This window comes from Roseateles sp., assembly GCF_044373315.1.
Classification (GTDB): Bacteria; Pseudomonadota; Gammaproteobacteria; order Burkholderiales; family Burkholderiaceae_C; genus JACDQM01.
This window is the reverse complement of the sequence record NZ_JBILQK010000014.1, coordinates 47,790-63,359: the sequence shown is the minus strand read 5'-3', so window position 1 is coordinate 63,359 and position 15,570 is coordinate 47,790. Positions and strand designations below refer to the sequence as shown.

The 15,570-nt window shown below is 63.7% G+C and carries 17 protein-coding genes and 2 tRNA genes; 5 read left to right on the top strand and 14 right to left on the bottom strand.

The window, feature by feature from the left end; all coding sequences use genetic code 11:
- Together ACIQ67_RS05800 and ACIQ67_RS05795 are read left to right on the top strand one after the other, a co-directional pair.
- Positions 1–402, top strand: a 402-nt coding sequence (locus tag ACIQ67_RS05800) for an integrase core domain-containing protein (protein ID WP_397533409.1), incomplete at its 5' end; no start/stop codon positions are given.
- 54 nt (positions 403–456) lie between these two features.
- Complete coding sequence (locus ACIQ67_RS05795) at positions 457–750, top strand: YHYH domain-containing protein (protein WP_397533408.1); 294 nt, start codon at positions 457–459, stop codon at positions 748–750.
- Between the two features lie 569 nt (positions 751–1,319).
- Here the strand turns inward: ACIQ67_RS05795 and ACIQ67_RS05790 are convergent.
- From ACIQ67_RS05790 to ACIQ67_RS05755, 8 genes are all read right to left on the bottom strand, one after another.
- Positions 1,320–3,911, bottom strand: a complete 2,592-nt coding sequence (locus tag ACIQ67_RS05790; RefSeq protein ID WP_397533407.1) for a VapE domain-containing protein — start codon at positions 3,909–3,911, stop codon at positions 1,320–1,322.
- Between the two features lie 401 nt (positions 3,912–4,312).
- Positions 4,313–4,900, bottom strand: a complete 588-nt coding sequence (locus ACIQ67_RS05785) for a hypothetical protein (protein WP_397533406.1) — start codon at positions 4,898–4,900, stop codon at positions 4,313–4,315.
- Complete coding sequence (locus tag ACIQ67_RS05780; protein WP_397533405.1) at positions 4,897–5,790, bottom strand: tyrosine-type recombinase/integrase; 894 nt, start codon at positions 5,788–5,790, stop codon at positions 4,897–4,899. Before ACIQ67_RS05780 ends, ACIQ67_RS05785 begins: the two co-directional genes overlap by 4 nt.
- Before the next feature lie 84 nt (positions 5,791–5,874).
- Positions 5,875–5,949: transfer RNA gene (locus tag ACIQ67_RS05775), tRNA-Val, on the bottom strand.
- Between the two features lie 40 nt (positions 5,950–5,989).
- Positions 5,990–6,064: transfer RNA gene (locus ACIQ67_RS05770), tRNA-Val, on the bottom strand.
- A 90-nt stretch (positions 6,065–6,154) separates the two neighbouring features.
- Positions 6,155–6,862, bottom strand: coding sequence for a DNA polymerase III subunit epsilon (dnaQ, locus tag ACIQ67_RS05765; RefSeq protein ID WP_397533404.1), 708 nt, complete (start codon positions 6,860–6,862; stop codon positions 6,155–6,157).
- A 12-nt stretch (positions 6,863–6,874) separates the two neighbouring features.
- A complete protein-coding gene (gene lgt, locus ACIQ67_RS05760; protein ID WP_397533403.1) occupies positions 6,875–7,678 on the bottom strand; it encodes a prolipoprotein diacylglyceryl transferase in 804 nt (267 codons plus the stop codon).
- A gap of 97 nt (positions 7,679–7,775) precedes the next feature.
- Positions 7,776–8,021: a TIGR04438 family Trp-rich protein gene (locus tag ACIQ67_RS05755; RefSeq protein WP_397533402.1), complete on the bottom strand. Its 246-nt coding sequence runs from the start codon at positions 8,019–8,021 to the stop codon at positions 7,776–7,778.
- A gap of 124 nt (positions 8,022–8,145) precedes the next feature.
- Here ACIQ67_RS05755 and ACIQ67_RS05750 point away from each other — a divergent pair, with 124 nt between their 5' ends.
- Positions 8,146–8,457, top strand: a complete 312-nt coding sequence (locus ACIQ67_RS05750) for a c-type cytochrome (protein WP_397533401.1) — start codon at positions 8,146–8,148, stop codon at positions 8,455–8,457.
- Between the two features lie 119 nt (positions 8,458–8,576).
- Here ACIQ67_RS05750 and acs read toward each other — a convergent pair whose 3' ends face one another.
- Positions 8,577–10,538, bottom strand: a complete 1,962-nt coding sequence (acs, locus tag ACIQ67_RS05745) for an acetate--CoA ligase (protein ID WP_397533400.1) — start codon at positions 10,536–10,538, stop codon at positions 8,577–8,579.
- Positions 10,539–10,693: 155 nt separating this feature from the next.
- Between acs and ACIQ67_RS05740 the strand changes: the two genes are divergently transcribed.
- Positions 10,694–11,320 (top strand): TIGR00645 family protein, encoded by a 627-nt coding sequence (locus ACIQ67_RS05740; protein ID WP_397533399.1) that lies wholly within the window; start codon positions 10,694–10,696, stop codon positions 11,318–11,320.
- A gap of 5 nt (positions 11,321–11,325) precedes the next feature.
- Positions 11,326–12,402: a calcium/sodium antiporter gene (locus ACIQ67_RS05735; RefSeq protein WP_397533398.1), complete on the top strand. Its 1,077-nt coding sequence runs from the start codon at positions 11,326–11,328 to the stop codon at positions 12,400–12,402.
- Positions 12,403–12,417: 15 nt separating this feature from the next.
- Here ACIQ67_RS05735 and ACIQ67_RS05730 read toward each other — a convergent pair whose 3' ends face one another.
- From ACIQ67_RS05730 to ACIQ67_RS05710, 5 genes are read right to left on the bottom strand one after another with little or no spacing between them, the layout of a single operon-like run.
- Entirely contained in the window at positions 12,418–12,759 is a 342-nt protein-coding gene (locus ACIQ67_RS05730) for a Na+/H+ antiporter subunit G (RefSeq protein ID WP_397533397.1), read from the bottom strand.
- Positions 12,760–12,769: 10 nt separating this feature from the next.
- The gene (locus tag ACIQ67_RS05725; RefSeq protein ID WP_397533396.1) at positions 12,770–13,060 is read right to left on the bottom strand and encodes a K+/H+ antiporter subunit F; all 291 of its coding nucleotides are present in this window, start codon (positions 13,058–13,060) and stop codon (positions 12,770–12,772) included.
- Positions 13,057–13,593 carry a Na+/H+ antiporter subunit E gene (locus ACIQ67_RS05720; RefSeq protein WP_397533395.1) on the bottom strand — a complete coding sequence of 179 codons (537 nt, stop codon included), beginning with the start codon at positions 13,591–13,593 and terminating at the stop codon, positions 13,057–13,059. The genes ACIQ67_RS05725 and ACIQ67_RS05720 overlap by 4 nt, the downstream gene beginning before the upstream one ends.
- 2 nt (positions 13,594–13,595) lie before the next feature.
- Complete coding sequence (locus tag ACIQ67_RS05715) at positions 13,596–15,227, bottom strand: monovalent cation/H+ antiporter subunit D (protein ID WP_397533394.1); 1,632 nt, start codon at positions 15,225–15,227, stop codon at positions 13,596–13,598.
- Positions 15,227–15,565: a Na+/H+ antiporter subunit C gene (locus ACIQ67_RS05710; RefSeq protein WP_397533393.1), complete on the bottom strand. Its 339-nt coding sequence runs from the start codon at positions 15,563–15,565 to the stop codon at positions 15,227–15,229. Before ACIQ67_RS05710 ends, ACIQ67_RS05715 begins: the two co-directional genes overlap by 1 nt.
- Positions 15,566–15,570: the final 5 nt, after the last annotated feature.

Sequence of the window (15,570 nt, the reverse complement as noted above, 5' to 3'; positions counted from 1 at the left end):
GGGCTGCCGGGCGAGCCGGTGCGCGACATGCTGGTGGAGGCCGTGGAGCGGCGCTTCGGCTCAGTCGAGGCCATGCCCCCGGACTGCGAACTGGAGTTCCTCACCGACAACGGCAGCGCCTACATCGCGCACGAGACGCGCGGCGTTGCGAAGTCACTGGGGCTCAAGCCGATCAACACGCCGGTGTGCAGCCCGCAGAGCAACGGCATGGCCGAGAGCTTCGTCAACACCTTCAAGCGCGACTACATGAGCCGCATGGACCTGCGCGACGCACCGACCGTACTGGCGCAGTTGCCAGGGGCGTTCGAGCACTTCAACGAGATCCATCCGCATTCGAGTTTGAAGATGATGTCGCCGAGGGAGTTCCGACGACGGCACAATCACCCCGCCCACCAGGGCTAACTTAGCGACTGGACGGTGTCCGGAACTGCGGGGGCAAGATCAAAGGGGATCTTGATGTCGAATACAAGCGCTGCGCTGCTATGCGCGCTCCTGGTCGCTGCTGGGGAGTCGTATGCACACCCAGGCGGGCTCAATGCCGAGGGGTGCCACAACAACCGCAAGACTGGTGACTACCACTGCCATCGAGCGCCAGTTCAGTCACAGGCCAAGCCCGACCCCACAGTGCCACCGTCATCCACAACTACAGGGGCGCAATCGCAATCCCTTCCTCCCGGTTGCTATGTCGGTCCTAGAGGTGGCACCTACACGATCACGAAGACTGGAAAGAAGAACTACAGCGGGTGCTGAAGTCCACGTCTAGCGGGCAAGCCTGGATAGGGTTAGCTAGGCCTTCTTCCAGCGCTTTAGCGCTGCAGCCTTCTGTTCTGGTGTCAGGCTTGCGAGCTTTTCCTGCATCAGCTTCGTACATGTCTCGCGGACGGTCGGGCTGCGTAGCTGCGCGACTAGCATTCTCCGAAGCTCCAACACCATGACTCATCCCTCCACGTAGCGCTGCTGCACCAAAGGCATTCAGTATCGGACCAGCCAATCGCTTGCCATTTGCCTGGACCAAGGCACAGGTGTACAGGGTGTCACATAGACACTTTTTTCAGCTGAATTTCTGCGCAAGCCGTTGCTTGCCGAACCAGCACTGCACCGGGGGGGCACTACGCCAGTTAAGCCAGTACCCTGCCCCTGCGCGGGGCGGAAGTGGCTGCCCGCAACCCCCATGGATATTGAGGACTCTCAGTTCTGCCAGTAGCGCCACTAGAAATCCCAGGATATCTGGAGCGAACTATATGTGCCCCCCCCCCCCCGGCAGAGTGTTGAAAACCAGTGGCTGCACTGGCGGCAATGGCAGCCACTGGTCGGCTCCACTAGTGCACAGCCGCTAAGGCGGCAGCTCGGGGGAGGCCAATCATCGCCGGCTGCCAACTACCAAGTTCACTCCTAGGGCGCTGATACCCACGCTGACTCTTGATCCTGACAGGCGTCCACCCTAACCGAGTGACGATGTCTTTGATTCGCCGCGCTGTCTGGGGTGTTCTACGCTCGGTGGAAAGGCCGAGCGCTAAGTACAACTGCGCAGTAGTGACTTGCTCGCGGGGCTTGCGCACTGGAGGCGGCCCCGAGTTCGCAACCGTGTCGATCTCGACGAAGTCGTTGGAGTCGTCGTAGTCGTCATAGTCGGGGCTATCCAAGAACTCTGAAACAACGTCCTCCCACGGATCTACTGCGGCGAAGTTGGCATGCCGCTCAGCCGCCAGCCGCTCAGCGTCACGGAATTCAATACCATGCATCTTGAACAAGGCCGCCCCTTCTGCCCACAACTGCTCGCAGTCCCTGCGCACAGCTTCAGGCTCGCACTGGCCAACGACGATGGGCAGCCAACGACGGTTACCTGTGGCATCAGCAAGAAAGTCATCCCGATTTGATGTCCCAATGAACACAACACGGCGGGGATTGCTGACATCGCGCTCCTTGTACTTTGGGACCCAGCAGTCGTCCGTGCGGCTCAGGAACTCCTTGGTGGATTCCGCGTCCCGGCCTCCCAGTCCGCGCAGCTCGCTCAGCTCAAGCACCAAGCGGCCCCGCATGCGTCGCGCGGTATCGTCATCGCGGTTGCCCAGGTCGATGGTTCCGAAGAACCTGGGAGCGAAAGCGATCGCCTCTGCTGTCGAGGATTTCCGGCAGCCCTGTGCTCCAACCAGAACAGGCACCATGTCCGCTTTGATTCCCGGTTGCAGAACGCGCCCCGCCAGCGCCGTCCAGAGGTACCGGCTGACAGCCTTGGCAAAGTCCGTGTCCTGGGCCTTGCAGTAGTTGGCAAAGAATCCATCGACGCGTGACTTGCCATCCCACCGGAGTCCGTTGAGCCAGAGCTGCGCTGAGTCAAATGCATAGCGCGGCTCGCCGGCGACCATGCTCACGGTATCTCGGATCAGTTCCTTGGAAGCAGTGATGCCCAAGCGCTCCTCCAGGTGCACCCTGATGGCGGTGTAGTCGTTATCAACAAGGCTGCGCCATTGCCCTGGTTCACCGCCGGGTGCTACGACTTTGATATCCGCATCAAAGCTGTCATAGCCGAAGCTCCAGCCGCAAAGATCCGGGCGCCGCAGAGCCTCGGCCAACCAGCTGGCAGAAGCCGCTGACAGCTTTCGCCCTGGCGTCCCGAGTTGGGCGACACGGCGATCTACGGACTGCACGGCCAAGGCATCCAGTGCCCCGAAATCCTCCTCAGGGGTGCTCCTGCTGACCCGAACATCCTTCAGCACATGCGGGTGATTCTTTTCGATCCAGTCACTCATGGCCACCACACTGGGCAGCTCGCTGACGCGGCAGCCATGCAGTGCAGACTGGTCCAGTTGCTCGAACAAGTGCAGACGCACGAAGTCGTAGATGTTGCAGAGTCTGTTCTGCCCTGTCGGTGCAGTCCCGTGGACGCTGACCAAGCGTTGCCCGCAATCCGTGATGAACACGCCCTCCTTGCTGTCGTGGCCCAGCCAGTCGAAGTGCCGCTCACGCCTGCTGGGCTGGAACAATTCCGGTAGCAACCGCGCGAGGTCATCCGGCTTGAATGCACGGCAGAAAGCGCCGATCAACCCCGGCTTGGTGGTGGGGTCTGCCATCGGCTCACGCGTGGCGCGGCGCTCCCGTGCCTTGGCAAGTGTTGCTTCGTCGATCTCAAGGTCAACGACATCCTTGCCAACCGCGGATTGGTAGAAGCCTGAGCGCACGGGCACGGGATCGGCAACGCCCTCATCAAAGACAGGATGGGCGGTGTAGTGCACTTGCACGGGGGAGTACAGCGATGCGTCAAAAGAAGACGATGGGACCGCGCGCGCCCATCCGTGCAGCTCTGCACTCGTCCTGGGCACCTTCAACCAGAAGTGCAGGTGCATCTTGAGAAGACCTGCCTTGGACCGGTGCCCGGCGCTGCCTGACAACGACCAGTGGAAGCTTGCGCCATGAAATTCCGCCGGCAGACACCGCTCGATGAACTGATGCGCAGCAGCCTCGGGCTCCTTGACCGGATCGACATTGTCTGGGGTGTAGTGGTCCACATCGATCATGAGCCAGTGCAATGGCTGATCGGTGAAGCAGTCGCCCCGGCGCAAGACGTAACCCGGGTTCAGTGCCGGCCCGCCTTCGCGCTCAGCAACAGCCTTTGCGAGCTCATGCCCGACGAAACGCCCCCGGATGAGGCATGTGGTTGGCAAGCTCTCTAGCCGACGAAGCAGCGACGACAAGCCCCGGATGCCGTCCACAGCCTCGATGCTGGGCTTGAACTGCCGAGCATGCCCATAGGGGCTGATGGTGCCTTCAGCCAGCCAGCGTTTGGCCTGGACTGGCCCAGCCGATTGCAGGAGAGTGAGCAAGTCGCGATTGAGCAGCTCTGGCACAAAGTATTCCATGGCCTCCGTCGCGACGGTCGCCTGCTCCTCATGTGTAGATACGCTATTCGTCATGCTCACTGCCCTCCCATACAGGCCATGCCGGTCGCACAGTCAAACGCAGCGGCGGGAAACCGAGCAGAGTGAGCGATCCACCAGCGCCCACGCGCCTTTCGGATGGCATCGCAGGCCACCAGAGCTTGGCGGTGGATGCGAAGGAAGTTGTGAAACGGCCAGGGGCCGCTCTTGAGCCCGAGTTCAGGGTGCCGTTGTGCAAAGCGATCCCAGGCGTCGTGCCCAAGAATCCAGTCGGTTGTTGTCGCCACTAAAACAATCTCCTTTGAAAAGAAACGAAACCGCAGTTGCCATCCGGCTGCTACTGCGCCGTGCACGCTTGCGGCGTGTTCGCATTCAAAGTGAGATCGATAAAGTGGTCACCGCAATTGCGGCCGATCAGGGGTCAGTTGCGGTAGCGATCAAGCTTCAGTCAGAGCCTTGCGAGCTCGCGCAAATGAGGTCTCAAGCGTCCGCTTGGACATGCTCGGCATGCGCTTAAAGCGCTCACACAGCGTCTCAATCAGTTTCGACTGGTTCTTGACGTCCGGGTGCCCTTGCCAAGGCCCATAGCCGATGATCACCTCCAACAAGGCACCGATCTGCATGTACAGCCCGTTCTCGACACGGGCGATGTCACCCGCTCGCTTGGGTGAAGGCTGGCGCTCTGAAATGCCGGTGAAATCCGGCAGGTCTTTGAAGCGCCAGCCGTGGAACCACAGTGGATCGCTGGTGGGGTCCAGATCCCCGTCAAGGTCCCCGGGGCCTTCGTTGAACTGGTGCTGCTTGGCCAGCCGATTCAACACGTCCTGCAGAGGCTGCACAGGCTGTATGGCCGGCACGGCCTGAACGCTAGGGGGCAACAGGACGAAGCGCCCGAAGCGGTCCCAGCCCCAGACGCCCTTCTCCTCAATCGCTGTGGCCAATGCACCAATCGACACACCGAGCTCGAAATGGAGCTGCGCCACGCTCACAAAATCATCGGCCTCAAAGCCATCCATCGTCGTCAATCTGCTGCTCTCCAAGAGCGTTCCTGCGCCTGGCGCAGGGGCGCTGTTTCCAAATGTCCATATCGCCGCGCCAGGACCTGAGGCGAATGCCCCATCACCTGCGCAGCGACGCCCAGCGTAGCACCTGACCGGAGCAGGCGAGCCGCTACGACGTGGCGGATGTCGTGCATGTGCAGGCCGGGTCGGCCGATGTCGGTGACACAGGTTTTCCAGGCCTTCTTGAAGTCCACTGGACGCCCTGGCACCCGCCCTTCAAAGACCAGTGCGTCATCATCACGGCGCGGAAAAACTCGCCGGATGAGGCCCGCGACTTCCGGGCGGCAGTGCAGGACGCGAGGCACCCCCGTCTTGGTCTTGGCACACAGGATCTCACCCCGGTCCAGATCGATATCGCTCCAGCGCCGCTCCAGCAGCTCAGACTTGCGAGCGCCCGTATCGATCAGCAGTTCAACGAACACACCGAAGCGCCGATCACGGAAACCCCGTGCACGGGCGCGCAGTGCATCCAGCTCCTGGTCGCTGAGTGAGACGTGACGGATGCCCTCCTCCATGCGAGGCACATCCAGGGTGGGTGAGCGAAAGCCTCTGGGGCTCAGCCGGCGGTTGATGGCCCAGCGATAGGCCGAGCCCAGCGCTGACAAGTCGCGGTTTGCGGACGAGGGTTTGTAGCCTTCCTGCACCATGGCTTGCGCACAGGTGATCAGGTCGCCACTTTGGATGTCCCAGGCGGAGCGATGGCCCAGGGCCTGCAGCCATTTGCGCAGGCGCAAGTCGGACCCATCCAGGACTACTGTGCTCCAGGCCCGAATCAGTTCAGTGAGGGTGAGTTGCTGAGCTTCATGATGCTCAGCGGCCGCCAGTGCGGCGGACATATTGATGCTTTTGCGCACTCGATTCTCCGAAGATCACTGCCGTGATCAAGTTGAAAAATCGCCGCAAGCGTGCGCTTCAAAAAGCTTACACCAGGAAGAACCTGGTGGGCGGTGCAGGCTTCGAACCTGCGACCCCCACAGTGTGAATGTGGTGCTCTACCCCTGAGCTAACCGCCCGGTATTCCGTGTCGGAATCCCGTATCAATTTGGCAACCTTTGGTGGGCGGTGCAGGGTTCGAACCTGCGACCCCTGCCGTGTGAAGGCAGTGCTCTACCGCTGAGCTAACCGCCCGGTCTAGGTTGCCTGAGTGACTCACTGGGAATCACCAACCGGGAAGCCCACGATTATGCCACGGGATTTTCTTCATTCAAGTCAGTCGCGTCACTCTTGCCAAATTCTTTTGCCGCCACTGGCTTTGTCCAGCTCTGCCAACACGGCCTGATGCGCCAGCAGTTCCACTTCAGAGGCTGCGATCACGGGCAGCTCGAACTGGCTGAAGTCCACCGCCTCGACCTGCATTTCACCCGGCCCCGACGACTCATGGCTCGATGACTCGTCGATGACCAGCGAGTCCTGACCGCGCGTGAGCCGCACGTAGACCTCGGCCAGCAACTCGGCATCCAGCAAGGCGCCGTGGAAGGTGCGGCTGGAGTTGTCAACCTCAAGCCGTTTGCACAAGGCATCCAGCGAATTGGCCTTACCCGGGAACAGGTCACGCGCCATCAGCAGCGTGTCACGCACGCCGCTGACGATGTCGTTGATCGGCGGACGCTTGAGCCGCTTCAACTCGGCATTCATGAAGCCGATGTCGAAGGCTGCGTTGTGGATCACCAGTTCCGCGTCGCGAAGGAACTCCAGCAGCTCGTCGGCGATCTCTGCGAACTTTGGCTTGTCAGCGAGAAACTCATCCGTCAGCCCGTGAATGCGGATTGCATCCGGATCACTGGGCCGCTCCGGATTCAGATACAGGTGCAGCTTGTTCCCGGTGAGCTGACGGTTGACCATCTCAAGGCAGCCGATCTCGATGATGCGGTCGCCAGCTTCGGCGCGCAGGCCGGTGGTCTCGGTGTCGAAGAAGATTTGACGCATGGTGTCTGGGTCTCAGCGCTTGTCAGCCCGTCGGGCCCAAGCCAGGATCAGGATGCCGGCCGCAATCATCGGCAGGCTCAGCCACTGACCTTGACTCAGATTCAGCGCTTGAAGCCCCAGGAATCTGTCCGGTTCGCGGAAATACTCGGCCGCAAAGCGCAGCAGGCCGTAACCGATCAGGAACAGCCCCGAAATCTCACCGGTGGCGCGCGGCTTGCGCGCATAGAACCACAGCAGCACGAACAGCAGCAGGCCCTCGCCGAAGAATTGGTAGAGCTGCGAAGGATGGCGGGCAATGCCACCATCCTGTGCCTGCGGAAACACCATCGCCCAGGGCAAGGCTGGATCGGCTGCACGGCCCCAAAGCTCGCCGTTGATGAAGTTGCCCAGACGCCCCGCCGCCAGACCGGTGGGGACGCAAGGCGCGATCAGGTCGGTGACCGCAAAAAAGCTACGCCCGCGCAGGCGGGCAAACAGAGCCATCGCCACGATCACGCCCAGCAGCCCCCCATGGAAGGCCATGCCGCCTTGCCAGACGGCGAGGATCTCCAGAGGATGCTGAAGGTAGTAGGCGGGCTTGTAGAACAGCACATAGCCCAGGCGCCCGCCCAGCACCACACCGAGCACGCCAAAAAAGAGCAGATCGTCGACGTCGCGGCGGCTCCAGCCCGCGGCGGCATTCCAGGGCTGCGCGACGCGGCGGCCAGCCAGGAACATAAAGAGGCCGAACGCGGCCAGATAGGTCAGTCCGTACCAATGGATGGCGAGCGGACCGATCTTCAGAGCGATGGGGTCGAACTGGGGATGAACCCACATGACGGTGATCCTGAGCGTGAGCTAGAGGCGCGCATCATAGTGGGCGCCAGTGGCATGCCTACCGCAGCCCGGTCAACGCCCAGGCCAGATGGCGCCGCTACTTTCGGCGCTGCCTGTCGCCCTGGCCCAGCGCCTCCATCGCCTTCTGGCGCCGCGCTTCCTTGCGTTCATCCATGCGCTTCATGGCCTTGCGCTGCGTCATGCCGCTCTTGTCGGCCCAAGCCCACCACAGCACCGCCAGCCCGAACGGCAACAGCACCCACAGCCAGCTCCAGTCGGCCACCGGCGCAACGCTCAGCAGCTTGAGGAGAACCAGCACGACACCGATCACGATGAACCACATCAAGCCACTCCTGAGTCCCGCGCGCCACCGGGGTCAACCGTACAATCCCGTTGACCGTTTCAACAATGAACGCGCCCGTTTGTTCATTGTCCTCTACACCCGTCCACCGCCTCGAAAGGAAGTCATGAAGTCCTCCCTGTTTGCACTGGCCGCACTGGCCACCGCACTGGCCGCGCCGGCCGCTTTCGCGAGCGCAGACCTGGCTCAGAAGAAGAACTGCATGGCCTGCCATGCCGCCGACAAGAAGCTGGTTGGCCCGTCCTACAAGGACGTGGCTGCCAAATATGCGAAGGACAAGGGCGCGGCCGCCAAGCTGGCCGAGAAGATCGTCAAGGGCGGCTCGGGCGTCTGGGGTCCGGTGCCCATGCCTGCGAACCCACAAGTCAGCGCCGACGAAGCCAAGCAACTCGCTGCCTGGATTCTGGCCACCAAGTGAGCGCCTGAAGCAGCCCGCTGCTTCGCTCAAGAAAGAACAGGCCTCGCGGGGCCTGTTTCTCATTGAGCTTCACATCTGATGGGGCCTGAACGGCCCCGCCCTACCCGCACACTCCTGGATCAGTAGGCTTGCCCCAGCTGTTCCAGAATGGCCGGATTCTCCAGCGTGCTGGTGTCCTGGGTGACGCTCTCGCCCTTGGCGACCGAGCGCAAGAGACGCCGCATGATCTTGCCGCTGCGGGTCTTTGGCAGGTTGTCTCCGAAGCGGATGTCCTTGGGCTTGGCGATCGGGCCAATCTCCTTGGCGACATGGTCGCGCAGCTGTTTGGCAATGGCCTTGGCCTCGTCGCCGCTCGGACGCGGGCGCTTCAGCACGACAAAGGCGCAGATCGCCTCGCCAGTGGTGTCGTCGGGGCGGCCAACCACGGCGGCTTCCGCCACCAACTCAGTGCAGCTGACCAGCGCCGACTCGATCTCCATCGTACCCATGCGGTGACCTGAGACGTTCAGCACGTCGTCGATGCGGCCGGTGATGGTGAAGTAGCCGGTCTCGGCATCGCGGATCGCGCCATCGCCGGCCAGGTAGTAGCCCTTGAGTTCCGCCGGGTAGTAGCTCTTCTTGAAACGCTCGGGATCGCCCCAGATGGTGCGGATCATCGAAGGCCAGGGCTTCTTAACAACCAGGATGCCGCCCTGGCCGTTGGGCACATCATTGCCCAGCTCATCGACGATGGCGGTGGTGATGCCCGGGAAGGGCAGCGTGCACGAGCCCGGCACCAGCGGCGTGGCACCTGGCAGCGGCGTGATCATGTGGCCGCCAGTCTCGGTCTGCCAGAAGGTGTCGACGATGGGGCAGCGGCCGCCGCCCACATGTTGGTGGTACCACTCCCAGGCGGCGGGGTTGATGGGCTCACCCACCGAGCCCAGCAGGCGCAGGCTGGACAGGTCGTAGCTCTTGGGATGCACCGCCTCATTACTTTCAGCCGCCTTGATCAGCGAGCGGATCGCCGTCGGTGCGGTGTAGAAGATCGTGACCTTGTGCTTGGCGATCATGTGCCAGAAGCGGCCGGCGTCCGGGTAGGTCGGGATGCCCTCGAACACGATCTCGGTGCCGCCCAGGGCCAGCGGGCCGTAACTGATGTAGGTGTGGCCGGTGACCCAGCCGATGTCGGCGGTGCACCAGAACACATCGTCGGGCTTGAGGTCGAAGGTCCACTTGGTGGTCAGCGCCGCATGCAGCAGATAGCCACCGGTGCTGTGCTGCACACCCTTGGGCTTGCCGGTGGAGCCCGAGGTGTAGAGCAGGAACAGCGGATGCTCGGCCTCGACCCATTCCGGCTCGCAACTGCTCGACTGGCCGGCCAGCAACTCATGCAGCCACAGATCGCGCCCGGCCACCCAGGCGATATTGCCGCCGGTGCGCTTGTAGACGATCACATCTTTCAGCGTCGGGCAGCAGTTGTCGGCCAACGCCTCGTCGACGATGGACTTCAGCGGCAGCTGCTTGCCACCGCGCAGTTGCTCGTCGGCGGTGATCACCATCACCGCGCCGGCGTCCTGAACGCGGTCGCGCAGGCTCTGGGCCGAAAAACCGCCGAACACCACCGAGTGCGTGGCGCCGATGCGCGCGCAGGCCTGCATCGCAGCTACGCCTTCGACCGACATCGGCATATAGATCACGACGCGGTCGCCCTTCTTGACGCCGCGCGCCTTCAGCGCGTTCGCCAGCTGCGAGACCTTGGCCAGCAGCTCGCTGTAGCTGACCCGGGTCACCGCACCGTCATCAGCCTCGAAGATGATGGCAGTCTTGTCACCCAGGCCGGCTTCAACATTGCGGTCCAGGCAGTTGTAGGAGACGTTCAGCCGACCATCCTCGAACCACTTGAAGAACGGCGCATCGCTGTCATTCAGCACCTTGGTGAACGGGGTCTTCCAGCTCAGCAACTCGCGCGCCTGCCGGGCCCAGAAGCCTTCGTAATCTCGTTCGGCCTCGTCCACAAGCGCCTGGTAGCCGGCCATGCCTTTGACGTGGGCATGGGCCGACCACTCCGGGCTGGGCAGGTATTGCTTGCTCTGACTCATGGACTTGTCTCCTCGGTTCACCGGGTTTGTGAAATTGCGTGCAACTGTGCTTGCCGTCTCTGACGAACCGCTTACTCTTGCGCGCGTCATAGGTGGGCTGCAGTGTGCCGCCTAGAATCGCAGTCCTGGCTTTCAGACGATTTCGGATTAACCCTATGAGCGAACCCACCCGCCGGCTCCGGCCCCTGCCCAACCTGATCTTCGCCAGCCGCTGGTTGCAGCTGCCGTTGTATCTGGGCCTGATCCTGGCGCAGGGTGTCTATGTGTTCCAGTTCTGGACCGAACTGGTGCATCTGGTCGAGGCCGCGTTCGGCAACCAGGATGCCTTGTCCATGCTGGTCAAGAGCATCGGCTACAAAGCCACGCCGATCAAGGATGCTTTGGGCAACATCATTGGTTACGAGCCGATCGCCAAGCTCAACGAGACCATCCTGATGCTGGTGGTGCTGGGTTTGATTGACGTGGTGATGATCTCCAACCTGTTGATCATGGTGATCGTCGGCGGCTACGAGACCTTTGTCTCGCGCATGCACCTGGAAGGCCATCCTGACCAACCCGAATGGCTCAGCCATGTCAACGCCTCCGTGCTGAAGGTCAAGCTGGCTACCGCCATCATCGGCATCTCGTCGATCCATTTGCTGAAAACCTTCATCAACGCCGACAACTACACCGAGAAGGTGCTGCTCTGGCAGACGGTGATCCACGTCGCCTTCTTGTTCTCGGCACTGGCGATTGCTGCGGCGGACCGCTTGATGAGCCACAGCCAAGCCGGCAAGCACTAAAAACCATGGCCAGCGCTGCCCTCCTCCTGGTCGGTCTGGTCCTGCTGGTGGCAGGGGCTGAACTGCTGGTGCGTGGCGCCAGCAAGCTGGCGCTGAGCCTGGGCATCGCGCCTCTGGTGGTCGGTTTGACCATCGTGTCGATCGGCACCAGTGCGCCTGAAGTGGCCGTGTCATTGGGTTCCGCCTTGCAAGGCCAAGCCGATCTGGCCCTGGGCAATGTGCTGGGCAGCAATATCTTCAACGTGCTGTTCATCCTCGGGGTCTCTGCCCTCATCGTGCCGCTGAGCGTCCATGCGCAGATCGTGCGCCAGGAAATTCCGATGATGATCGGCGCCAGCCTGCTGCTCTTGCCCTTGATGCTGGACGGCCACCTGAGCCGTGGCGAGGGTGTGCTGATGATGCTGGTGATGACGGCCTACATCGTGCATCTGGTGCGCAGCCCAACGCACGAAAGCCCCGAGGTGCAGGCCGAGCTGACCAGCGAGTTGCCGCCTGACTCGCGCTGGGACCGCCACTGGAGCGTGCAGGTGCTGCTGATCCTCGGCGGGCTTGCGCTGCTCATCCTGGGCGCACGCTGGCTGGTGGAAGCCGCGGTGGAGATCGCCCGCGGCCTGGGCGTCAGCGAGCTGGTGATCGGCCTGACCATCGTCGCCGCGGGCACCTCTGCACCCGAGGTGGCCACCTCGATCATGGCCGCACTGCGGGGCCAGCGCGACATCGCCATCGGCAACGTGGTGGGCAGCAATATCTTCAACATCCTGGGATGCCTGGGCCTGGTGGCCGCCGTGGCCCCCGAAGGCATGCCGGTCGCGGCAGCCGCACTGAACTTCGACTACTGGGTGATGCTGGCCACCGCGCTGGTCTGCCTGCCGGTGATGCTCAGCGGTCGCGAGATCGCCCGCTGGGAAGGTGCCGTCTTCCTGGGTTACTACGTCGCCTACTGCGCCTTCCTGATCCTGCGTGCCCAGCAGCACGACGCGCTTGAGGCCTACAGCGGCGTCATGCTGAGCTTCGTGCTGCCGCTGACCATCATCGCCATGGTGGCCTCGCTGATGCGGGGCCGCAGCAGCAGCGGCAACTGATCCGGCAGCCTCCCCTCAGGGGTGCGGCTGCTCCGGCGGCACCGGCGCCTTCGAGCGCAGGCGCAGATGCAGCGCCGCCTGCGCCAGCAGATTGGCCGACACCGGTGCCGTGACGAACACGAACAAGGTGATCAACAGGGCCTCAAGGCCGGCCTTGCCCTGCGCCCAGTCCAGCACCAGGCTGGCCAGCAGCACGCCGCCCACACCCAGCGTGCTTGCCTTGGTCGGCGCATGTAGGCGCATGTAGAAGTCGCGAAAGCGCAGCATGCCGATCGCGCCCACCAGCGCAAACACGCCACCCACCACCAGCAGCAGGGCTGCCAGCGCTTGAATCGTCCAGTGCAGGTCTTCGTGCATCAGTGCAGCCTCACTCGATCACATCGCCACGACTGAGATAGCGCGCCAGCGCCACCGTCGAGACAAAACCCAGCAGCGCGATGATCAGCGCCGCCTCGAACAGCAGCCCGGTCTGCCAGCGCAGCCCCAGCAAGACCACCAGCGCCAGCGCGTTCACATACATGGTGTCCAGCGCCAGCACGCGGTCGGTCGGCTCCGGTCCGAACAGCAGGCGCCAGCCGCACAGCAGCAGCGCCAGCCCGACCGCGCCGGTGGCGAAATCCAGAGCCATCGGAAGGATGGAACTCAGCAAAGTGCTCATCCGAAAATCTCCATCAGCGGCTGCTCGTAGCGCGCCTTCATCTGCGCGGCCATGGCCGCGGCGTCATCGCAATCCAGTGCGTGCACCAGGATCTGCCCCGCGCCCTCATCCACCACGCAGGACACCGTGCCCGGCGTCATGGTGATGATGCTGGCCAGCAAGGTGATTCCGCCGGGGTGGCGCAGCGCCAGCGGTACCGGCACCCAGGCCGGCTGCGGCTCGGCCCGCGGAGACAGCACCAGCTTGGCCACGGTCAGGTTGGACACCACGATGTCCCACATCACGATGCCGAACAACTGCAGCGCCACACCGGGCCGCCGCAGCCGCCCGGCCGGGCCCAGGAATCCCTGCAGCAGCCGAGGCAGCAGCAAGGCAAAGGCCAGCGCCCACAGCAACTGCGGCACGGCCAGGCTGCCCTGCATCAGCAGCCACACCCCCGCCAGCAGCAGCGACAGCACCGGATGATCGAACCAACCGGCGCTCGCCACGAGCGGCTTTGCGGCGTTCAGCGGCTTCCTGTCTTGTTCAGCCATGCTCAGCGCTCCTTGTTTGTGCTTTGCGTGCCTTGCGGGCTGCCCAGGCGGCCGTCATAGGGCCGGGTGCTGGTCGGCGCGCCCGCGCCGAGCACCGCAGCGGCATAGGCCGCGCGGTCCTGCAGCTGCAGCGCCGCCGCCGCGCAATATCGCTGCAGCGGCGCGGCACCCACGCTCATCGCCACACTGGCGGCCAGCAAGGCAGCGCTGGCCAGCAGCAGCTTGACGCTATGGCCGGACGCCGCGCCCGCGGGGCGCTCGTCGCTGACATGCCAGAACAGGATGCTGCCGGCACGCGCCAGCCCCACCAGGCTCAGGAAACCGACGCCCAGGATCACCGCCCAGACTCCGGCTGCCCAGGCATGCGTGCTGGCCGCTTCCAGCAACATCAGCTTGCCGATGAAGCCCGGCAGCGGCGGCAGGCCCGCGGTGGAGGCTGCCGCGAGCAGCAGCATCAGGCCCAGCACCGTGGGCTGGGCCACCGGCGAGGCCGGCACCAGCTGACCCTCGGCGGCGCCGCGCTGCGCAGCCACCAACTCGGCCAGCAGGAACAGCGCCGCGATCACCAGCGTGCTGTTGAGCATGTAGTACAACGCCGCGCCCCAGGCTGCGCTGCCGAACAGTCCGATGCCCGCCAGCACCGTGCCGACCGAGGCCACGGTGAGCCAGGCCACCAGCCGGGCCAGCGTGCGCGAAGCCAGCGCGCCCAGCACACCCACCACGCTGGTGCCCAGTGCCAGCGGCAGCAGCACCGGCTCCACCGTCAGCGCACTGGCGCCAGCGCCTTCACCGAACACCACCCCATGCACGCGCAGAATGGCGTACACGCCCACCTTGGTCATGATGGCGAACAGCGCCGCCACCGGGGCGCTGGCCGCGGCATAGGTATTGGGCAGCCACATCGCCATCGGCATCAGCGCGGCCTTGAAGCCGAACACCACCAGCAGGATCAGCGCGCCGACCCGCAGCACCGCAGCATCCGGCTCGGCCACCTCGGGCACGCGCAGCGCCAGATCCGCCAGGTTCAGCGTGCCTGTCTTGGCGTAGATGAGCGACACGCCAATCAGGAACAGCGCCGAGGCCAGCAAGTTGAGCACCACATAGTGCAGGCCGGCCTTCAAGCGCGCCCCGCCCTGCCCGTGCAGCATCAGCACATAGCTGGAGATCAGCAGTACCTCGAAGAACACGAAGAGGTTGAACAGGTCTCCGGTGACGAAGGCGCCGTTCAGCCCCATCAGCTGGAACTGGAACAGCGCATGGAAATAACGCCCGTGCGCATCCCAGCCGCCGCTGGCGTACCAGAGCACCGGCAGCGCCACGCAGGCCGACAGCAGCAGCATCAGCGCCCCCAGCCGGTCCACCAGCAGGGCGATGCCGAACGGCGCCGGCCAGTCGCCAACGAGGTAGACCATCAGCTCGCCCGCATTCGCGCGCAGCAGCAACACCACAGCCACCACCAGGCTCAAGCTCACGGCACTCAGCGACAGGCGCCGGGCCCAGCGCAGCTTGTGCTGGTCATGCGCACCCAGGCCACTGCCAACATGGTCCCCCAGCAGCAACAGCAACACCCCGCACAAGGCCGGGATCAATACCGGCAGCACCGGCAGATGGCTCATCAGCACGTCTTTCAACATCACCGCTGGCCCTCGCGCGGCTCGGCGCCGTCCACATGGTCACTGCCGTTGTCATGCCGACTGCGCAGCGCCAACTCGATGACGAAGCCGGTGGTGGCGAAGCCGATCACGATGGCCGTCAGCACCAGAGCCTGCGGCAGCGGATCGGCCAGGGTCTGGCCCTGTCCCAGGATGGGCGCTGCCGAGGTCCAGAGCCGGCCCATCGCGAAGATGAAGATATTGACCGCATAGCCCAGCAGCGACAGGCCCAGCACCACCGAGAAGCTGCGGCCACGCAGCAGAAGGTAGACGCCGGAGGCCGTCACCAGGCCGATGCCGGTCGCGAGCAGGAATTCCATTGAAA